Origin of the sequence: Blochmannia endosymbiont of Polyrhachis (Hedomyrma) turneri, assembly GCF_000973505.1 — a bacterium.
GTDB lineage: Bacteria > Pseudomonadota > Gammaproteobacteria > Enterobacterales > Enterobacteriaceae > Blochmanniella.
This window is the reverse complement of record NZ_CP010048.1, coordinates 565,015-586,073: the sequence shown is the minus strand read 5'-3', so window position 1 is coordinate 586,073 and position 21,059 is coordinate 565,015. Positions and strand designations below refer to the sequence as shown.

The 21,059-nt window shown below is 31.8% G+C and carries 17 protein-coding genes and 1 tRNA gene; 15 read left to right on the top strand and 3 right to left on the bottom strand.

The annotated features are described in order from the left end of the window. The first annotated feature begins 204 nt into the window (after positions 1–204). Complete coding sequence (locus tag BTURN675_RS02465; protein WP_245592127.1) at positions 205–1,410, top strand: Nramp family divalent metal transporter; 1,206 nt, start codon at positions 205–207, stop codon at positions 1,408–1,410. A gap of 12 nt (positions 1,411–1,422) precedes the next feature. On the opposite strand, the gene BTURN675_RS02460 is transcribed toward BTURN675_RS02465, so the two are convergent. From BTURN675_RS02460 to prmB, 3 genes are all read right to left on the bottom strand, one after another. After that, positions 1,423–1,494, bottom strand: a tRNA-Arg gene (locus tag BTURN675_RS02460). Between the two features lie 35 nt (positions 1,495–1,529). Beyond that, a complete protein-coding gene (gene aroC, locus BTURN675_RS02455) occupies positions 1,530–2,609 on the bottom strand; it encodes a chorismate synthase (protein ID WP_046288955.1) in 1,080 nt (359 codons plus the stop codon). 187 nt (positions 2,610–2,796) lie between these two features. Further along, positions 2,797–3,714, bottom strand: a complete 918-nt coding sequence (prmB, locus tag BTURN675_RS02450; protein ID WP_046288954.1) for a 50S ribosomal protein L3 N(5)-glutamine methyltransferase — start codon at positions 3,712–3,714, stop codon at positions 2,797–2,799. Between the two features lie 319 nt (positions 3,715–4,033). Here prmB and fabB point away from each other — a divergent pair, with 319 nt between their 5' ends. The 14 genes from fabB (at position 4,034) to nuoI (ending at position 21,001) form a co-directional block, all read left to right on the top strand. After that, positions 4,034–5,251, top strand: a complete 1,218-nt coding sequence (fabB, locus tag BTURN675_RS02445) for a beta-ketoacyl-ACP synthase I (protein ID WP_046288953.1) — start codon at positions 4,034–4,036, stop codon at positions 5,249–5,251. 457 nt (positions 5,252–5,708) lie between these two features. Continuing rightward, positions 5,709–6,839 carry a 4-phosphoerythronate dehydrogenase gene (locus BTURN675_RS02440; protein ID WP_046288952.1) on the top strand — a complete coding sequence of 377 codons (1,131 nt, stop codon included), beginning with the start codon at positions 5,709–5,711 and terminating at the stop codon, positions 6,837–6,839. Positions 6,840–7,237: 398 nt separating this feature from the next. Further along, positions 7,238–8,029: a tRNA pseudouridine(38-40) synthase TruA gene (truA, locus tag BTURN675_RS02435; RefSeq protein WP_046288951.1), complete on the top strand. Its 792-nt coding sequence runs from the start codon at positions 7,238–7,240 to the stop codon at positions 8,027–8,029. Between the two features lie 98 nt (positions 8,030–8,127). Then, positions 8,128–8,994, top strand: a complete 867-nt coding sequence (gene accD, locus BTURN675_RS02430; RefSeq protein ID WP_046288950.1) for an acetyl-CoA carboxylase, carboxyltransferase subunit beta — start codon at positions 8,128–8,130, stop codon at positions 8,992–8,994. A gap of 146 nt (positions 8,995–9,140) precedes the next feature. Further along, on the top strand, positions 9,141–10,388 hold the full coding sequence (gene folC / locus BTURN675_RS02425) for a bifunctional tetrahydrofolate synthase/dihydrofolate synthase (protein ID WP_046288949.1): 1,248 nt from the start codon (positions 9,141–9,143) through the stop codon (positions 10,386–10,388). Positions 10,389–10,460: 72 nt separating this feature from the next. Beyond that, a complete protein-coding gene (locus tag BTURN675_RS03180; RefSeq protein ID WP_052722621.1) occupies positions 10,461–11,075 on the top strand; it encodes an SPOR domain-containing protein in 615 nt (204 codons plus the stop codon). Positions 11,076–11,455: 380 nt separating this feature from the next. Next, a complete protein-coding gene (gene ndhC, locus BTURN675_RS02415) occupies positions 11,456–11,842 on the top strand; it encodes an NADH-quinone oxidoreductase subunit A (protein ID WP_052722619.1) in 387 nt (128 codons plus the stop codon). 213 nt (positions 11,843–12,055) lie between these two features. Beyond that, complete coding sequence (locus BTURN675_RS02410) at positions 12,056–12,721, top strand: NuoB/complex I 20 kDa subunit family protein (RefSeq protein WP_046288948.1); 666 nt, start codon at positions 12,056–12,058, stop codon at positions 12,719–12,721. A 184-nt stretch (positions 12,722–12,905) separates the two neighbouring features. Then, positions 12,906–14,666: an NADH-quinone oxidoreductase subunit C/D gene (gene nuoC, locus BTURN675_RS02405; RefSeq protein ID WP_046288947.1), complete on the top strand. Its 1,761-nt coding sequence runs from the start codon at positions 12,906–12,908 to the stop codon at positions 14,664–14,666. Positions 14,667–14,670: 4 nt separating this feature from the next. Next, a complete protein-coding gene (gene nuoE, locus BTURN675_RS02400) occupies positions 14,671–15,216 on the top strand; it encodes an NADH-quinone oxidoreductase subunit NuoE (protein ID WP_046289129.1) in 546 nt (181 codons plus the stop codon). Next, positions 15,213–16,508 carry an NADH-quinone oxidoreductase subunit NuoF gene (gene nuoF, locus BTURN675_RS02395; protein ID WP_046288946.1) on the top strand — a complete coding sequence of 432 codons (1,296 nt, stop codon included), beginning with the start codon at positions 15,213–15,215 and terminating at the stop codon, positions 16,506–16,508. The genes nuoE and nuoF overlap by 4 nt, the downstream gene beginning before the upstream one ends. Positions 16,509–16,693: 185 nt before the next feature. Next, complete coding sequence (nuoG, locus tag BTURN675_RS02390; RefSeq protein ID WP_046288945.1) at positions 16,694–19,450, top strand: NADH-quinone oxidoreductase subunit NuoG; 2,757 nt, start codon at positions 16,694–16,696, stop codon at positions 19,448–19,450. Between the two features lie 29 nt (positions 19,451–19,479). After that, a complete protein-coding gene (gene nuoH / locus BTURN675_RS02385; RefSeq protein WP_046289128.1) occupies positions 19,480–20,430 on the top strand; it encodes an NADH-quinone oxidoreductase subunit NuoH in 951 nt (316 codons plus the stop codon). Positions 20,431–20,434: 4 nt separating this feature from the next. Beyond that, positions 20,435–21,001, top strand: a complete 567-nt coding sequence (nuoI, locus tag BTURN675_RS02380; RefSeq protein WP_046288944.1) for an NADH-quinone oxidoreductase subunit NuoI — start codon at positions 20,435–20,437, stop codon at positions 20,999–21,001. The last annotated feature ends 58 nt before the right edge of the window (positions 21,002–21,059 follow it).

Here is a 21,059-nt window from a genome sequence, read left to right as displayed (position 1 = left end):
AATATACATTTTTGTAAAATTGTGAATTCAGAATTTATTATTTAAGGTTATTTTTTTGTAATTGTTTTTTATTTAATAAAATTCCTAATGATATTTAAGATTTAAGTAAGCAAATTGTACAACAATTTGGAGCATTTTTGATAAATTAATAATTGTTAGTTGTTTAGAAATGATTTGTTGTGTTAATAACAAGGAATTCTATCATTGTGTATTATAAGTAAAGCTAGAATTGCATTACTCGGGCCTGCTTTCATAGCGGCAATTGGATATATAGATCCTGGCAATTTTGCCACTAATATTCAAGCTGGTGCTAGTTTTGGTTATCAGTTATTATGGGTTGTATTGTGGGCAAATTTCATGGCCATGCTTATTCAGTTGTTATCTGCTAAATTAGGAATTGCAACTGGAAAAAATTTAGCAGAACATATTCGTGATCATTTTCCTCGATCAGTAGTGTGGATGTATTGGATTCAATCTGAAATCATTGCTATGGCAACAGATTTAGCTGAGTTTATTGGTGCTGCTATTGGTTTTAAAATATTGTTGGGTGTTTCTCTATTACAAGGAGCATATTTAACTGGTATAGCCACGTTTTTAATTTTAATGTTGCAAAATTATGGACAAAAATATTTAGAATTTGTTATTGGGAGTTTATTACTTTTTGTTGCTGTTGCTTATGTGATTGAATTATTTTATTCTCAACCTGAGTTTTTAGTGTTAGGACGTGGGATGTTGTTACCGAATTTACCTAATAATGAAGCTGTATTTCTTGCTGCTGGAGTTTTAGGTGCAACGATTATGCCTCATGTGATTTATTTGCATTCTTCGCTTACTCAATATGAAAGTATACATGTTAGTCGTGCCGAGAGATATGCTGCTACTAAATTAGATGTGGCTATTGCTATGACTATTGCTGGTTTTGTGAATCTTTCTATGATGGCCACTTCAGCTGCTGTTTTTCATTTCAGTGGTTATATTGGAGTGGCTGATTTAGATGAAGCTTATCGGACGTTGTCGCCATTATTGAATGATACTGCTGCTACAGTTTTTGGATTAAGTTTAACAGTCGCTGGTTTGTCTTCTACTGTAGTAGGTACTTTAGCTGGTCAAGTAGTTATGCAAGGATTTGTTCATTTTCACATTCCATTAACTTTTCGTAGAATTATTACGATGTTTCCTTCATTTGTAGTTATTTTTTTTGGATTTGATCCAACTCATATTTTAATTGTTAGTCAAGTTTTATTGAGTTTTGGTATAGCTTTGGCGTTAGTACCGTTATTGATATTTACTGGTAATGGTCAATTAATGAAAGATATGGTAAATTCTTTGTTCGTTAAATTATTAGGGTGGATAATTACTATTATAGTGGTAAGTTTAAATTTATATCTTCTTGTAGAGATAATTATTTGAGATAACTAATTTTGTCTCCGACAGGAATCGAACCTGCAATTTGCCCTTAGGAGGAGCTTGTTATATCCATTTAACTACGAAGACAATGTTTATTTTTTAATGTTTGTTTTGTTTGTTTGTTATTGATGTTGATTGTTAATATTTCCACATTGTGCGCGTTGTCTTAATAAGTGGTCCATAAGAATGATTGCGGTCATTGCTTCTACAATGGGGACAGCTCGGATTCCCACACATGGATCATGTCTGCCTTTAGTAACAATTTCTATTGATTCATTGTTATCTGTTATAGTTTTACCTGGTATAGATATACTTGAGGTCGGTTTACAAGCTACATGCGCAATAATTGGCTGTCCACTGCTGATTCCTCCTAAAATTCCTCCTGCATGATTACTTTGAAATCCTTCAGGTGTGATTTCGTCACGATTTTCATTACCATGTTTAGTAATAACTGAGAATCCAGCTCCGATTTCTACTCCTTTTACAGAATTAATACTCATAAGCGCATGAGCTAAGTCAGCATCTAGTCGGTCAAACACTGGTTCTCCTAATCCAGGAGGAACATTATTTGCTATTACAGTTATTTTTGCACCAATGGAATTTCCATTTTTTTTTAAATCACGTATTAGTTTGTCTAATGCGTCTATTTGTTGGATATCAGGACAGAAGAAAGGATTTTTTTCTATTTCCTTATGATCTTTTAGTTTACAATAAATATTACCCATTTGAGATAAAAATCCATAAATGTGTATGTTACATTGTTCAAATAAATATTTTTTAGCTATTGCGCCCGCTGCTACTCGTATTGCGGTTTCTCGTGCTGATGAACGTCCCCCGCCTCTGTAATCACGTTGTTGGTATTTTTTCTGGTATGTATAATCAGCATGTCCAGGTCGGTAAATATTTTTAATAAGATTGTAGTCTTGTGGTCGTTGATCAGTGTTTTCTATTAGTATTCCTATACTGGTTCCAGTAGTGATTCCATGAAATGTTCCAGATAGTATTTTTATTATATCTGGTTCAGAACGTTTGCTTGTGTAAGTAGATGTTCCTGGTCGTCGTCTATTGAGATCGTGTTGTATATCTTTTTCGTTTAACTGAATTCCTGGGGGGACTCCGTCAATAATGCCTCCTAATGCTGTTCCGTGTGATTCTCCAAATGTTGTTACTCGAAAAAGTTCTCCAATACTATTTCCGGCCATTGTGTTTCCTGTGATATAGATTATATAATTTAATTATATTATAACATTATTAAATATATTTAAATATTATTGTTTTTGTAATTTTATGTTATAATTTAACTGTTTGAAAATTTATTTAGTAAGATATATTTAAGTTTTGTATAAGCAGTGTTCTATTTAAATGTTAATTTTAGTCGGTATTTTTATATTATACATGGGTGTGTATAATGTTTTTGTTTGTAATTAATTGTTTATATGTCAGCATGAAGATTCCGTGTCCTCCATGTTGACAGGTAATCCAGTGGAATGGAATGTTAGGGTATGTTTTTTTTAATTGCGTGTCTGTGTTACCCACTTCGCAAATTAAAATACCATCATGACTAAGATACTGATCAGCATTATACAAAATTTTTTTAATTATTTGTAGTTCATCATTTCCTGCGCATAGTGCTATTTTTGGTTCGAATAAAAATTCTTTTGGTAGTTTATATATATCGAATTCATTAACATATGGTGGATTCGCTAAAATCAAATTATATTTTAGTTTTGGGACATCATGGAATAAATCAGATTTGATAGGAACAATTCTATTTTCAAGGTTATGAAGTTTAATGTTATGTTCTGCTATTTTTAATGCGTCACTTGAAATGTCTATTGCATCTATTTCAGAGTTTGGAAAATGAATAGCGGTGGCAATAGCAATACATCCGCTGCCAGTGCACATATCAAGAATATGTTTCGGTGTTTGAGGTAGTAGATTTTTGAAGTGCGTTTTAATTAGTTCAGCAAGTGGTGAACGGGGAATAAAAACCCGTTTGTCAATGTAGAATTCTAAACCACAAAACCAGGCTAGATTAGTCAAGTATGGTACCGGAATACGCATGTTTATACGTTTAATTACTTGTTTGATTATATGATTTTTTTCGTATGATGTTAAATTTGCATGATAAATTATTTGTGGTGATTCTATTGGTAGATGTAAACTTGGTAGCACTAAGTGTCGTGATTCATCCCAGTAATTATTGGTTCCGTGGCCGTAACAGATTGGTGACGCATTAAATTGGCTACCAGTCCATCGTAATAAATCTAATATAGTACGTAGTTCTTTGATTATATTTTTTTTCATAGACTGTCAATCTTTATTTATTTTTGTGTATTTTTGTTAGACTTTATTTTATACTGGTTAATTTAATAATAAAATTTGTGGTTTTTATATAAGATGATATTTATAGTTTTTATTAATGTACAATAATGCAATAATTGTTTTTTTTGTTTTACTAATTTATTTATTTTTTATTCATATTAATTATAGCTAATATTGTTTTTTTTTAATATTTTTTTATTTTTTTAGATAGACTGTTCGTTCTTCTTCTCTGGATAGGGTAAGGTGCACGTTTGATACTTATAAAATTATTGAATATTATTAATTATAGAGGTATTCGAAAATGAAACGTGCTGTAGTTACTGGATTAGGTATTATTTCAAGTATTGGGAATAATCAGAGTGAGGTGTTGGAGTCTTTACAAACAGGTCGATCTGGTATTACTTTTTCTCAAGAGTTAAAAAAATCGGGGATGCGTAGTCATATTTGGGGTAACGTTAAATTAAATACTGTAGGTTTAATTGATCGTAAAATCATGCGTTTCATGAGTGATGCATCTGTGTATGCCTATTTGTCTATGGAGCAAGCGATTTTAGATTCTGGTTTATCTTATAAGATGATTGCTCATGATAGAACAGGTTTAGTTGTTGGTTCTGGCGGTGGTTCTCCTCGCAATCAAGTGGCTGGATCAGATGGTATGCGCATAAAAGGTTTACGGGGGGTTGGTCCATATATGGTTACTAAGTCTATGGCTTCTGGTATATCAGCTTGTTTGGCTACATCTTTTAAAATTCGGGGAGTGAGTTATTCTATTAGTTCTGCTTGTTCAACTTCTGCTCATTGTATTGGTCATGCTGTTGAATTAATTCAATTAGGCAAACAAGATCTTGTTTTTGCTGGTGGCGGTGAGGAGTTGTGTTGGGAAATGGCATGTGAGTTTGATGCAATGGGGGCTTTATCTACTAAATATAATCATATTCCAGAAAAAGCCTCGCGTCCTTATGATATTAATAGGGATGGTTTTGTTATTGCTGGTGGTGGTGGTATTGTTGTTTTGGAAGAGCTGGGTCATGCTTTAATGCGTGATGCTCATATTTATGCGGAAATTGTTGGTTATGGTGCTACATCTGATGGTGTAGATATGGTTGCTCCTTCTGGAGAAGGAGCGGTGCGTTGTATGCAAATGGGTTTGAAAAATGTTGACACTCATCAAGTGGATTATCTTAATGTGCATGGAACATCAACTGAGATAGGTGATATTAAAGAATTGTGGGCTATTCGTGAAATTTTTGGTAATTATCATCCTGCATTTTCTTCTACAAAGTCTATGACTGGACATTCATTGGGAGCCTCTGGAGTTCATGAATTTATTTTTACATTATTAATGTTAGAACATGGATTTATTGCTCCAAGTATTAATGTTCATAATTTGGATCCTCGAGTACGTGGTATGAAGTTAATTACTGTACCTACTAGTTGTAAATTAGTAACGGTAATGACTAATAGTTTTGGTTTTGGTGGTACTAATGCTACATTAGTAATGCGTAAATATGTTGAATAGCGGTAATCATAAAGTATGTTTGATGTGTTTATATTTCAAAATATATGGTTGTTCATTTTGAGGGTTTTTTTAAAACTAATTAAGTTGTGATTGTTAAGTTAAAATTTTTTTTTGAAGATTTGGAGATTGTGTTTCATCTTACATGTGTATTACAGTTGTTTTAATTGTTGGATAATTAGGATAGTTTTTTTATTTTTGAACTAATTTTTTTAGTAATCATTTATATTAGTCAGTAAGTACGTGTAACATATTTTATGTTGTAGTGTTATAATTTTAATATACTTTGCTTTGTTTGAGGTCTTTATTTATATGTTGTATGGATAGAATGTGGAATGTAATCATGTATATAGTTAGTAGATTTTTTTAAGAGTTTAGAATGTGATATGAAATATTGTAGTAAGATCGTAATTTTTGATTGAATTTTTATATTAATAGTTGTTAATGTTTTAGGGTTGATGTGAAAATTGTAATAGATAAAAATATTCCGTATGCCTATGAGTTATTTAATCAATTTGGTGATGTTCAATTATTATCTGGTCGTGACATTACTTGTGATTCTTTAAGAAAAGCAGATGCGTTAATAGTTAGATCGATAACTAAGGTAGATGATAAATTATTGCTGGATACTTCGGTAAAATTTGTTGGTACAGTAACGTCAGGGGTTGATCATGTGGATCAGGATTATTTGTTGAATTCTTCTATCGCCTTTGCATCAGCGGCGGGATGCAATGCTATTGCTGTGTCGGAGTATGTTTTTTCTGCTTTGTTGTGGTTGGCACAACGTGATTGTTTTTTTTTATGTGATAAAGTTATTGGGATTATTGGAGTAGGCAACATTGGTAATTATTTGTATAAAAAGCTTAGATTTTTTGGGGTTTCCACTTTGTTATGTGATCCATTGTTAGTAAAATCGAGTGATAATTATAGTGATTTTTGTTCTTTTGAAAAAGTTATTTCTGAGTCAGATATTCTTACTTTTCATGTCCCATTAGTTGTAGATGGTCCATATGCTACATGGCATATGGTAAATGCTGATGTAATAGAATCATTGTCGGATATTCGAGTGCTAGTCAATACTTCTCGTGGTTCTGTTTTTGATAATTTTGCTTTATGGGAAGCATTAAAGGGTGGTAAAAAATTAAGTGTTATTTTAGATGTTTGGGAAAATGAACCTGAATTACTATGGCCATTATTGCGTTTTGTTGATCTTGGCACCCCACATATTGCTGGTTCTACATTTGAAGGAAAAATCCGGGGTATAATGCAGATATTTGATGCTTATAAAGTTTTTTTGGGTATTAATAATGAATATAATAATTATATTCCATCATTATTTTCTATCACGGATTATTTTGAGATATATGAAGATATTAATCAAGAAATTTTGTTTTGTTTGTCGAATTTTATATATAATATTACTATTGATGATATCAGATTGCGTTGTAGTATTGGTCAGCCTAATGTATTCGATCAATTGCGTCAAGAATATATTAGTCGTAGAGAATGGTCTTCGATTTGCGTGAAATCATCTAAGAGTGTTTTTGTTGAAAGATTTAAAGCTCTTGGTTTTAATAGTATATGTATTTAATGGTTTTATCATTGTAGAGAATATATTTTCCAAGTTAAAAATAATATTTATAGAATTTATTTGTTTTGATTTTATTTGATGTTCTTGGTTTAGGTTTTTGATTATTGACATATTTTGTAAGGTTGTGATTATGTAATTAATTATTTGAAGAGATTAATGAGATTGTTATTTAATAATATATAGCATTGTATGATTATATGTTTTTTGATATTAGTTTTTTTGTGTATTTATATGTTTTTATATATTTGATGATTTTATGTGATTCGAAGTGTTGTTTTATTGGTTTGTAATTTAAATAACAGTTTTGTATGTGATATTTTTATAAAATTTTTTGTTATCATTTTTAATGATTGTTAAAGTTTTTTTAATATGCTGTATGCAGGATATATATTTTTTTAATGAAGTTAATATTAGGAATAGAATATAATGGTTCTGCTTATTTTGGCTGGCAACGTCAAAAAGATGTGTTGACCATTCAAGAATGTCTGGAGAATGCAATTTCGGTAGTGGCCAATGAAGCAGTAAATGTTTTTTGTGCTAGTAGAACTGATACTGGTGTTCATGCTGTGTGTCAGGTCGTTCATTTTAATACAAATATTTTTCGATCATGTTTTTCATGGATGTCTGGCATTAATAGCAATTTGCCTGCTGATATTGTTGTTCGTTGGATTATTGAGTCACCTGATATATATTTCCATGCCAGATTTAGTGCTGTATCAAGAAGGTACAGATATATTATTTATAATTCTGATACTCGATCAGCTTTATTTACCAAAAGAGTTGGTTATTATAAAAAATTTTTAAATATTGAAAAAATGAGGGATGCAGCTCAATGTTTATTAGGGGAAAAAGATTTTTCATCGTTTTGTACTTCAAAATCCCAATCATTATCTTTTTATCGTAATGTGCATTTTTTATCAATATTTCGATATGGATATTATGTAATCATTGAAATTCAAGCTAATGCGTTTTTACATAATATGATTCGTAATATTATAGGTAGTTTAGTTGAAGTGGGTTGTGGTAATCGTCCAGTAGGTTGGATTACTGAATTATTATTATTACGAGATAGATCTTTGGCAGGAACAATGATTGCTTCCGATGGTTTGTATTTGATAAAAATAGAATATCCATCGTATTATTTTTTCCCAGATGTTAGAGATAATTATAAAGAATTATTTTTTTTGTAAAATTGTATCTATAATATTTTAATAAGGCAATAGTATTTTGTTGTTACGTTTATATATTGAATTATATGTTAAATAAATTATGGTATGGATATTAGATTATGAGTTGGATTGAGCGTGTATTTAATAAAAATATTATTATTTTAGCTCGTAGATCGAGCGTTCCTGAAGGAATATGGACCAAGTGTACTGATTGTAATCAGCTTTTGTATCGTGCTGAATTGCAGAGAAATTTGGAAGTTTGTCCAAAGTGCGATTATCATATGAATATATCGGCTCGTGTTCGTTTAGAATCATTTTTAGATACTGGGACAGGATTAGAATTAGGTATAGATTTACAACCTCGGGATATTTTAAAATTTAAGGATTTAAAAAAATATAAAGATCGTTTACTTCTTGCTCAAAAGGTTACTAATGAAAAAGATGCGTTAGTAGTAATGGAGGGAAGATTATATGGTATGCAGGTGGTGGTTGCTGCTTTTGAATTTGTATTTATTGGTGGTTCTATGTCATCAGCGGTTGGTGCTCGTTTTGTTTGTGGAGTTAATCGAGCATTAGAAAATGATTGTCCATTGATTTGTTTTTCCGCAAGTGGTGGAGCTCGTATGCAAGAAGCATTGATATCTTTGATGCAAATGGCGAGAACCAGTGCTGCATTGGCTAAGTTATATGAGAGGTGTTTACCTTATATTTCTGTATTAACTAATCCTACTATGGGTGGGGTTTCAGCTAGTTTAGGTATGTTGGGTGATTTGAATATTGCTGAACCTCGTGCCATGATAGGTTTTGCTGGACGGAGAGTAATTGAGCAAACAGTACGTGAAAAATTGCCTGATATGTTTCAGAGAAGCGAATTTTTATTAGAAAAAGGTGCGATTGATTTGATTATACGTAGGCCGGAGATGCGGTTTCGTGTAGCTAATTTGTTGGCCAAGCTGACTCAGCATCCCAAACCAAAAGGTTTATAAGAAATGTTCAATATAATGTTATTAGAATGTCAGTTTTATTATGTGTTGTTTATTTAAAATAGTGTATATTATTGGTTAGCTAATAATGTAGTTTTGATGGTTATTTTGGTGTGTATATTTGATTTTTATATATCGTAGTAGTGTTTATGGACAAGATATTATCTTTACAAGATTGGTTATGTTATATCGAAAATTTGCATACTAAATCTGTTGATTTGGGACTTGATCGTGTTCAAGATATTGCAATTAAACTTGATTTATTAGATCTTGCACCTGTTGTGATTATTGTAGGAGGAACAAATGGAAAAGGAACTACATGTTGTTTGTTAGAGAATATTTTGTTGCGTCATGGTATGAGTGTAGGTGTTTATAGTTCTCCACATTTATTGTCTTATGTTGAACGGGTACGCATTAACGGACAATTCTTGTTGGAGTCGTTACATATTCAAGCGTTAGCTATTATCGAAGGAGTGCGTTCTGTATCATTGACTTATTTCGAGTTTACTACTTTGTCAAGTTTATATTTGTTAAAACATGCAAAATTAGATGTGGTGATTCTTGAGGTTGGCGTGGGGGGTAGATTAGATGCTACTAACATTATCAATGCTGATGTATCTGTAGTTACTAATATTGGAATTGATCATACCGATTTATTAGGCACTGATTATATGAGTATTGCAAAAGAGAAGTTTGGTATTTTTCGATCTGGTAAGCCTGCTATAGTAGGTGATTTCAGTTATCATAATATTTTGAGAAACATTATATTTGATTGGTATGGTGCTGTTCCGTTTATTAAATATGATGATTGGTTATTTAATATAGAGATTAATAAACAAACATGGCGATGGTGGAATCAATATTATGTTTTAGATTTGTTACCATTTCCCCATATTCCTATAGAAAATGCTGCTGTAGCATTGGCTACAATTTCTTGTTTACCATTTTCAATTTCTAGGAAATCTATAGATTATGCTTTAACTACAGCTGTGTTGCCTGGGCGTTTTCAAATTGTTTCAGAGCGCCCTGTTGTAATTTTGGATGTAGCGCATAATCCTCACGGAGCTAATTATTTATTTGGACGATTGAAAATGATGAATGTATTAGGAAGATTTAGATTAATCGTGGGTATGTTAAGTAGCAAAAATATTTTTGATACTTTGCGTGTATTTGATGAATTAATGCCAGTATGGTATTTAGTGTCTTTAAATTGTTCATTAGGAGTTTCTTCATCCCATTTAGTGTCTTGTATGAAAGATACTACTTCAGTTTTTCGAGAATTTGTTAATGTTTGTGATGCTTTTAATCAGGCATTATTGGATGCTTATGTTGAGGATTGTATAGTTGTTTTTGGTTCTTTTCATACTGTAGCTCCGGTACTTCAATTAATACATTAAATATGTTTAGGTGAGTGTATTTTAAAAATAAAGTTTTTTTCTATTATTTTTTTCATTTTAAATACTGTAGTTATGTTGTTAGTATTACATAATGGTCATAAGATTTTTACCGAAGATTCGTATTGTAATTTTCCGTTAATTTCTGAAATTGAGTATTGTAAATCAATTAGAGAAGTTAAGAGTTCTGGATGTAAAGTTTTCAATGATACATCATTAGGTAAAATAGATAATTCATTTAACTTATTTTTTTTCTTATTTAAGAACATTAGCATTGAAAATGAGTGTTTAAATATTTTTTCAATGTGTAATATAAAAAAAAAAATATGTGATAGTGCTAGTATTTTATTGGATAAAATAATGCATCAATCATGTGTTTTGTTAAATTCTGATGTGATAACAAGTACTACTACGATTTTAGAATTAGATTTAGCAAAAGATCGGGTTTATTGGGTGATACAATTAGGTGCTTTAAGAAATTCTAAAAAAGTGTTTGAGATTGTTGATAAGTTAAAAATGCATAATTATTTAGTATATATATCTCCTCGCGAGCCTAAATCAGGGGAGCTTGTTCGTATTTTTGTTGGTCCGAGTTATGTAAAAAAGGATTTAGAATGTTTATTAGATGATTTGTATTCTTTAAGTGGTCTTTTTGGTAAGATAAGACAATTGCCAAATATTCACAACTGAGATAAGGTATATATGCTATGCTGCTATGCAATGCAGATAGTATGTTCAAAAATATTTTTATATTATAGATATTTTAGTTAATTATTTTATTTATGTGTTTGATGAAATAGTTTGTTTTATTGATTTTTTTGGTACAATCAAAACTTTTTATTTAAATATTTCAGTTTTTTTGGTTGTATTTGTGGGTTAATGTTGATGTGTGCAATGGTTCTGTTTGATTTGGTTGATAAATTTCATGATACATGTACAATTATAATTGTAATGCACTATATTTAATTTTGTTGTCGTTATTTTATCAATAAAATAATTATAATTTGTGGGGTGTATATGTTTCTGACGTTTAGTATATTTAATGTTCGTATGCTAGGAATTTAGTAAAAATGTTATTTATTCCGTCGATTAATATTCATAGTGTTTGTTTTTTTGTATTTTTTTTTAGTATTTTATTTTTATCTGTTGTTATGTTGTTAATGGGGTATTTATTAGGTGGTCGTTCTGTATCCTCTCATTCGAGAAATGAGCCTTTTGAATCAGGTATAGGACCGATTGGAACCGCTCGATTACGATTTTCAATAAAATTTTATTTACTTGGGATGTGTTTTATTATTTTTGATGCTGAAGCTTTGTATCTTTATATTTGGTCAATTGTGATTCGTGAGGTTGGTTGGTTGGGATTGATGGAAGTTGTAGTATTTGTTTTTATTTTGTTATTAGGTTTAATATATTTAGTTTTCATGGATGTTTTGAATTGGAAAAAGAGTTTTTAATGATAATGTGTTTGTAGGGTGTTATTTATATTTTTGGTGATTTTGGTATTTACTGTTTAATAAGATTTTTATTAATGGTGTATTAATTTTGTATATTAAGTGATATATTTAGACATAATATTGAGCGTGTTTTTTTATAGGTATATTATTTTAGTGTTGATGATATTTATTGTAATAAATATACTCATATGATTTAGGTTAAGGAATATTAAGATGCGTTATACTCTTACACATGTATCTCAGAATTTTAATAATGAAAGCGCTTATCCTTTTAGTTCAAGGAGTTTAGTGACTGATGATCCATTGGAGAAATATCTTCAACGTAGTGTATTTTTTGGAAAAGTAATGTATGCATTACATAATATAATCAATTGGGGCCGTGGAAATTCGTTATGGCCTTATAATTTTGGTTTGTCTTGTTGTTATGTGGAAATGACTACTGCTTTTACTTCAGTACATGATGTTGCACGTTTTGGTTCAGAAGTGTTACGTATTTCTCCTCGTCAAGCGGATTTCATGGTTATTGCCGGGACCCCATTTATTAAAATGGCTCCAATTATTCAACGATTGTACGATCAAATGTTAGAGCCTAAATGGGTAATTTCTATGGGTGCTTGTGCAAATTCTGGGGGGATGTATGATATTTATTCTGTAGTTCAAGGTGTCGATAAATTTTTGCCTGTTGATATTTATATACCGGGTTGTCCTCCTAGGCCAGAGGCATATATCGATGCTTTATTGTTATTAAAAAAGTCTATTGGTAAAGAACGCCGCCCTTTATCTTGGATTATTGGTGATCAAGGGGTGTATCGCGCAAATTTAAAGTCTAAGAAATATGTTAAACGTTCTAGAACTATTCCATCAGATGTTAATGATTAGTGTGATTAGTGTATTATTATTAGAAATGTGTTTGCTTTGTTTTTTGTATTGGGTTGTTATTATGTTATGCAGTGATGGTTGGTGTGATAGTCATGTATAGTTGTGGGTAATGAATTAATGTATATTATATATTTATCAGTGTTAATGATGAGTATCGTTATTCATATTAGAGATTGTTTTGATAATGAAGTGTTATGACGATCTGTTAGTTATAGAATTATTTAATCATTTCGGGAAGGATATTGGTGTTCTACAGGATACTCTGATCGGCTGTCCAGTACTTTGGGTACATCGTAATCAACTTATCATAGTTTTAAAATTTTTAAAGGGGTTACGAAAACCCTATAATATGTTATATGATTTACATGGAATAGATGAAAGGTTGCGGGTTTATAAACAGAAACAGGATGTATTACCTGTAATGGATTTTACTGTGTTTTATCATTTAATATCTATTGAACGTAATTGTGATATTATAATTAAAGTAGCTGTGTCAGAGATGTCTATGTCATTACCAACGATCACTAATTTATTTTTTAATGCTAATTGGTATGAGAGAGAAGTTTGGGATATGTTTGGGATATTGTTTGATGGGCATCCTTATTTAACTCGAATATTACTTCCAAAGACGTGGGAAGGTCATCCTTTGCAAAAACATTATCCCGCGAGGGCTACAGAATTTGATCCTTTCGTGTTGACTCGACAAAAGGAAATTCAAGAGATGGAGTCTTTGGTATTTCAACCAGAAGATTGGGGGATGGTGCGTAGCAATATAAATGAAGATTTCATGTTTCTTAATTTAGGCCCTAATCACCCTTCGGTGCATGGAATATTTCGTATATTATTACAATTAAATGGTGAGGAGATTCTTAATTGTTTGCCTGATATTGGTTATCACCATCGAGGTGCTGAAAAAATGGGAGAACGTCAATCTTGGCACAGTTACATTCCTTATACTGATCGGGTTGAATATCTTGGAGGCTGTGTTAATGAAATGCCTTATATATTGGCGGTGGAGAAATTAGCTGATATTGTTGTTCCTGCTCGAGTACAGGTTATTAGAGTAATGTTATCTGAATTATTTCGTATTAATAGTCATTTATTATATATTAGTACTTACATACAAGATTTAGGTGGTATGACACCAGTATTTTTGGCATTTACTGATCGCCAAAAAATATATGATGTGATTGAGATGATTACTGGTGCGCGCATGCATCCAGCATGGTTTCGTATTGGTGGTGTTGCGAATGATTTACCAATTGGTTGGGATACTGTGTTAAGAGAATGTTTAAATTGGTTACCAAAGCGAATTAATAAGTATATTGAAGTAGCATTAAAAAATAGTATATTACGCCGTCGTTCTTGTGGTGTTGCTTGTTATTCTGCTCAAGAAGCAATAAATTGGGGGGTGACTGGTGCAGGATTACGTGCTACTGGTATTAATTTTGATGTACGTAAATGTCGTCCTTATTCTGGTTATGAAAACTTTAATTTTGAAATACCATTAGGTAATGGTATTAGTGATTGTTATACTCGAGTGATGTTAAAAGTAGAAGAGATTTATCAAAGTTTAAATATATTAACACAGTGTTTAGAGAATATGCCTGAAGGTCCTTTTAAAGCTGATCATCCATTAACTACTCCGCCATTGCGAGATTGTATGTTAGAGCACATTGAGACATTAATTACTCATTTTCTTCATGTTTCTTGGGGCCCGGTGATATCACCTGGAGAATCGTTTCAGATGGTTGAAGCTACGAAAGGTATTAATAGTTATTATTTAATTAGTGATGGTGGAACAATGAGTTATCGTACTCGTATTCGTACTCCTAGTTTTCCTCATTTACAACAGATTTCTTCAGTAATTCAGGGTGGGGTAATATCTGATTTGATTGCGTATTTAGGTAGTATTGATTTTGTTATGTCAGATGTGGATCGTTAGTTATATGAATGAAAAGAATGATAAATTAAATGGTTGTATTACATTGCCAGTTTCGGTGGTGTCTGGTTGTTTGGATAATGATTTTTCTTTTACAAAAGAAGAATGTCAAGAAATTCAAACTGAAATTACTCATTATGAAAATTTGCAAGCAGCTGTGATTACCTCATTAAAGATTGTTCAAAAACGTTGTGGTTGGGTTATGGATTGTGCAATTATTTCTATTGCTGAGATGTTGAGAATTTCTGTTAGTGATGTGGAAAGTGTAGCTACATTTTATAATCAGATTTTTCGTCAACCTGTTGGTAGACATATTATCCGATTTTGTGATAGCGTGGTGTGCTATATTTCTGGATGTCAAAGTTTTCAAATAAAGCTTGAACAATTTTTATGTATTAAAACGGGTGAAACAACATTAGATAATCGATTTACTATGATTCCTGTTTCTTGTTTGGGGAAGTGTGATTGTGCACCAGTGATTATGATAGATGATGATATTTATACTCATGTGTTATCTATGGATATTACAGAAATGTTAGAGAAGTATTTATGAAGAATAAAAATGTTATTCGGACTCCAGAATATCATCCGCTTACTTGGAGGATTCGAGACGATCATCAGCCTGTATGGTTAGCTGAATATGAAGGTAGAAATGGTTATAGAGGTATGCGAAAAGCTTTTTCTATTGCTTCTCGTGAAGTGATTACTTTAATAAAAAATTCAGGTTTACGGGGACGTGGTGGTGGAGGGTTTTTGACTGGATTAAAATGGAGTATGATGATGCCAGAGTCTGTCTCTTCACGTCATGTATCTTATTTAATTTGTAATGCAGATGAGATGGAGCCTGGAACTTATAAAGATCGTTTTTTAATGGAAAGGATGCCTCATTTATTAATAGAAGGAATATTAATTGCGGCATATGCTATACAAGCTCATCGTGGTTATATTTTTTTACGTTATGAATATATTGAATCAGCTAAATATTTACAACGTGCTATTAATGAAGCAACCCATGTTGGTTTAATTGGTGATAATATTCTTAGTACTGGTTTTAATTTTGAGTTATTTATACATACTGGAGCCGGTCGTTATATTTGTGGAGAGGAGACTGCTTTAATTAATTCTTTAGAAGGTCGAAGGCCTATTCCTCGTGCTAAACCTCCTTTTCCTAGCCATGTGGGAATATGGGGTAAGCCAACTTGTGTAAATAATGTTGAAACTTTATGTAATCTTCCTGCTATTTTAGATTATGGTGTAGATTGGTATAAAGGGATTTCTTTGGGAAAAAGCAATGATACCGGTACTAAATTAATGGGATTTTCTGGACATGTGAATAATCCTGGAATTTGGGAATTTCCTTTTGGAATTACTGCACGTGAAATTTTAGAAGATTATGCTGGTGGAATGATAGATCGTGCAACATTAAAAGCATGGCAACCTGGTGGTGCTAGTACTGCTTTTTTAACTATAAAGCATATCGATGTTCCAATGGACTTTGACAGTATTGCTAATTTTGGGAGTCGGTTAGGTACTGCAATGTCAATTGCGGTAAGCAATAATATTAGTATGGTATCTTTAGTGCGTAATTTAGAAGAGTTTTTTTCTCGTGAATCTTGTGGATGGTGTACTCCGTGTCGTGATGGTCTTCCGTGGATTCTTAAAATATTAGTTGGATTAGAAAATAATAATGGGCATGTATCAGATATTGCGGTTTTAAAAAAAATGTGTCGTATACTTGGTCCAGGTAATACTTTTTGTGCACATGCGCCAGGTGCTGTAGAGCCATTAAAAAGCGCTTTAAGATATTTTGAAGATGAGTTTATGGCAGGTGTGTTGTTATTATAGTTATTATAGTTTATTTGATAAATATTTCGGATATTGTTTATATAAAAGTCAAGCAGTTTATTATTATCATTTTTATGTCTTATGTATTGTAGTTGTTTTTTATATTTTATGGGGCTAGAGTGCTTGTTTAATAGTTAGTAATTATTTACTTATTTCATAATTGTAGATGTTTTGGGATGTTTGTTATGGTCAGTATTTATATAGATAACAAGAAGTATTGTGTCGGTGAGTCCTACAATTTATTAGAAGTGTGTTTATCACTTGGTTTGAATATTCCTTATTTTTGTTGGCATCCAGCATTAGGTAGTGTGGGTTCTTGTCGTCAGTGTGCTGTAAAGCAATATTCGAGTGATTCAAAATCTGGTCGTATTGTTATGGCTTGTATGACGCCGGTTGTTGATGGTCTTGTGATATCTATCAATGATATTGAAGTTAAAGAGTTTCGTGAAACAATTTTGGAATTATTAATGATTAATCATCCTCATGATTGTCCGGTATGTTCGGAAGGTGGGCATTGTCATTTACAAGACATGACAGTTATGGTAGGACATTATGTCCGTCGTTATCGTTTTATGAAACGTACACATGTTAATCAATATTTGGGACCGTTTATTGCACATGAAATGAATCGATGTATTAGTTGTTATCGTTGCGTACGTTATTATAAAGATTATGCTGATGGATTTGATTTTGATGTGTATGGGGTGCACGATAATCTTTATTTTGGTCGATTTCAGGAAGGAAAATTAGAAAGTGAATTTTCTGGTAATTTGGTAGAAATTTGTCCAACTGGTGTTTTTACTGATAAAACATCTTCTCAATATTATTCCAGAAAATGGGACATGCAATTTTCTCCTAGTATTTGTGTACATTGTAGTGTAGGTTGTAATATTATTTTAGGTGAACGTTATGGGAAAATATGTCGTGTTGATAATCGTTATAATGGTAGTATAAATGGTTATTTTTTATGTGATCGTGGTAGGTTTGGTTATGATTATGTTAATAATATGGAATCTCGGTTCAAAAAACCCCTACACAGGAAAGATAAAAAAAATTGGATAGAATTAAATGAAGAACAGGCTATAGCAGCGGGGGTAAAGATATTACGTATCTCCAATAAAGTTATTGGCATTGGCTCTCCTAGAGCTAGTGTTGAAAGTAATTTTGCTTTAATGGATTTGGTGGGTGCTGATAATTTTTATTTTGGAATAAATAGATTCGAGCATCGTGTGTTATTACTTATATTTAATATTTTACAAAATAGTGGTATATATATTGCTTCTATTAAGGATATAGAGGCTGCTGATGCGATATTTTTGTTAGGGGAGGATGTAACTCAGACAAGTGCTCGAATTGCTTTAGCAATACGTCAATCTGTGAAGGGTGGGATGTTAAATGTGGCTAAGGATAAAAATATTCCTATTTGGCATATGAATGCTGTACGTTCTTTGGCAAGTAATACGAATTTTTTGTTTATTACTAATGTTGATAAAACGAAATTGGATGATGTTGCGTTTTGGACATATTATGCATCTTTAAATGATCAAGCGCGCTTTGGGTTTGCTGTTGCGAGTGTGTTGGATAATACAGCTCCTACTGTTAATGATTTTGATAATAATTTGATTAATAAAGTTCATATGGTTGCGCAAGCCTTATTAAAGGCAAAGCGGCCAGTAATTATTTCTGGTAGTAATGTTGGAAATGAATCAATTATTTCAGCTGCTGCTAATATTGCTAAATCATTGAAGAATTGTGGTAAACATGTCAGTATTAATTTAGTTGTATCTGAAGTTAACAGTATAGGATTGGCTATGATGAATGGAGGAGGTAGTTTAGATGATGCATTGGATGTTAGTAAAGATAATAAGATTGATTCTGTAATTGTATTAGAAAGTGATCTTTGTCGTCATTTGTCATTTAAGCGTGTTGAATCTTTTTTAAGACGGATCAATCATTTAATAGTGTTAGATCATCAGAGATTATCGTTTCATAAACATGCGAATTTAGTTTTTTCAGTAACCAGTGTACCTGAAAGTGATGGTACACTAATTAATCAGGAGGGTCGAGCTCAACGCTTTTTTCGGGTATATAATCCAAATTATTATGATTCTTCTTTGTTGATTTTTGAAAGTTGGCGGTGGTTATATAAATTACGGGCTGTTTTTTGTTCACAGAATCAGATGAGGTATTTAAATTTTGATGATGTGGTTGATCGTGTTGTTTTGAATTTGCCGGAATTGTCTAAAATTCGTTTAGCAGCACCTCATGCATCATTTCGAATTTTTGGTCAAAAATTATCTCGAGCTCCAAGTCGTTATAGTGGTCGTACGTCTTATGGAACAGATATTAACGTACATGAGCCTCGTGTATGCCAGGATGAGGATAGTATGTTTTCTTTTTCTATGGAAGGTAATAATATTCCAAATTTTGGTCGTCAGCATATCGCTTTTGTGTGGTCACCTGGTTGGAATTCCCCTCAAGCGTGGAATAAATTTCATAGCGGAGTGGGAAATTTTATGGATTCTGGAGTTCGCATTTTTGATCATAGTGTCAAGAATGAAAGAAGAGGAATAGATTGGTTTGTTAATGTTCCTATTGTATCTTCCTCTTTATCATCTAATTCAATAAATATTAGTAATAACATGTGGTATGTTGTTCCATATTGGCATATTTTTGGCAGTGAAGAATTGTCTCAGCGTTCTTTATCTATTCAGAAATGTATAACGAATCCATATGTAGTACTTAGCCAATCAGATGGGATTCAATTTGGTTTGTATGATAAAAATATTTTAGTGATTACATGTGGTGATCATAAATTATCATTACCGTTAGTATTTAGTAATAAATTAACTTCTGGTTATATTGGTTTACCTATAGGATTGCCTGGAATATCGCATTTTTATTTGGGCATGTATATAACGAATATAGAAGGAAAGTTTTAATGTTAGCTCTTTTATTTGATGAATCGTTTATGTTTTATATAGTTGCTGTTATAAAATCCTTGGTTGTGTTGTGTGTTATGGTGATTTGTGGCAGTTATATGAGTTTTTTTGAGCGTCGTATATTAGCTTTGTTTCAGAATCGTTATGGCCCTAATCGGGTAGGTTGGGGTGGTTCTTTACAATTAGTTGCTGATTTCATTAAGATAATGTTTAAAGAAGATTGGGTTCCTCCATTTTCTAATAAAATTGTTTTTATTATATCTCCGGTGATTTCTTTTTTGGTATTATTACTTAGTGTAATTATTATTCCAATCATTCCAAATTGGATGATATCAGATTTTGATATTGGTATATTGTTTTTTTTGATGATGGTTAGTTTAACAATATATTCTATTTTACTTAGTGGTTGGTCAAGTAATAATAAATATTCTTTGATTGGTTCTATTCGTGCTGTAGCTCAGACATTGAGCTATGAGGTCTTTTTAGGTTTGTCAATAATGGGTGTAGTAGCACAATCGGGTTCGTTTTGTTTAAGCATTATTGTAGAGTCGCAAAGGTATTTATGGAATATAGTGCCGCAATTTTTTGGATTTATTACTTTTTTTTTATCTGGGTTAGCTGTATGTCATAGACATCCGTTTGATCAGCCTGAATCTGAGCAAGAATTAGCAGATGGTTATCATATTGAATATTCTGGTATAAAGTTTAGTTTATTTTTTATTAGTGAATATATTGGCATAATTGTTATTTCGGCGTTGATAACTGTTTTGTTTGTAGGTGGGTGGCATGGGCCTTTGTTGCCTGGTTTTGTGTGGTTTATAGGTAAAATTTTCTTATTTATTGTATTTTTTATATTGATTCGTGCTGCATTACCTCGACCAAGATATGATCAGGTGATGCTAATAGCTTGGAAAGTGTGTTTGCCGTGTACTATTATAAACTTATTGGTTACTGCAATATTTATTTTATTAAATAATTAAAATTATGAGGTTAGATTCATTGTTTATTTATTGGAAAATTTTTTTTAAAGATTGTTTTTCTATTATTCGCAGTATATTTATAGTTGCTTTGCAGGCGTTTAGTAAAAGAGAGACTCAGATGTATCCTGATGTTCCTTGTATACCGGCTTCTAGGTATCGTGGTCGTATTGTATTAACATCTGATCTTGATGGTAATGAACGTTGTGTAGCTTGTGGTTTGTGTGCTGTAGCATGTCCTGTTGATTGTATTGCTTTAAAAAAAGGTGAACGTGAAAATGGTCGTTGGTATCCAGAGTTTTTTCGTATTAATTTTTCTCGTTGTATTTTTTGTGGTATGTGTGAAGAATCATGTCCCACTGGTGCTATTCAGCTTACTCAAGATTTTAACATGAATGAGTGTAATAGATCTGATTTGATATATGAAAAGGTAGATTTATTAATTAATGAAGCAGGGAAATATCCGGAGTATGATTTTTATCAGGTATCTGGAGTTTCTTTAGAAGGTAAGAATAACTCTTTTTCTAAAAGAGCATCTACAGATCCCATTGATGTTAAGACTATTATGCCATAATAGAATGGTGTGTTTGTGTTGTTGTATGGATGATGTAACATATTTTGCATTTTAGTTG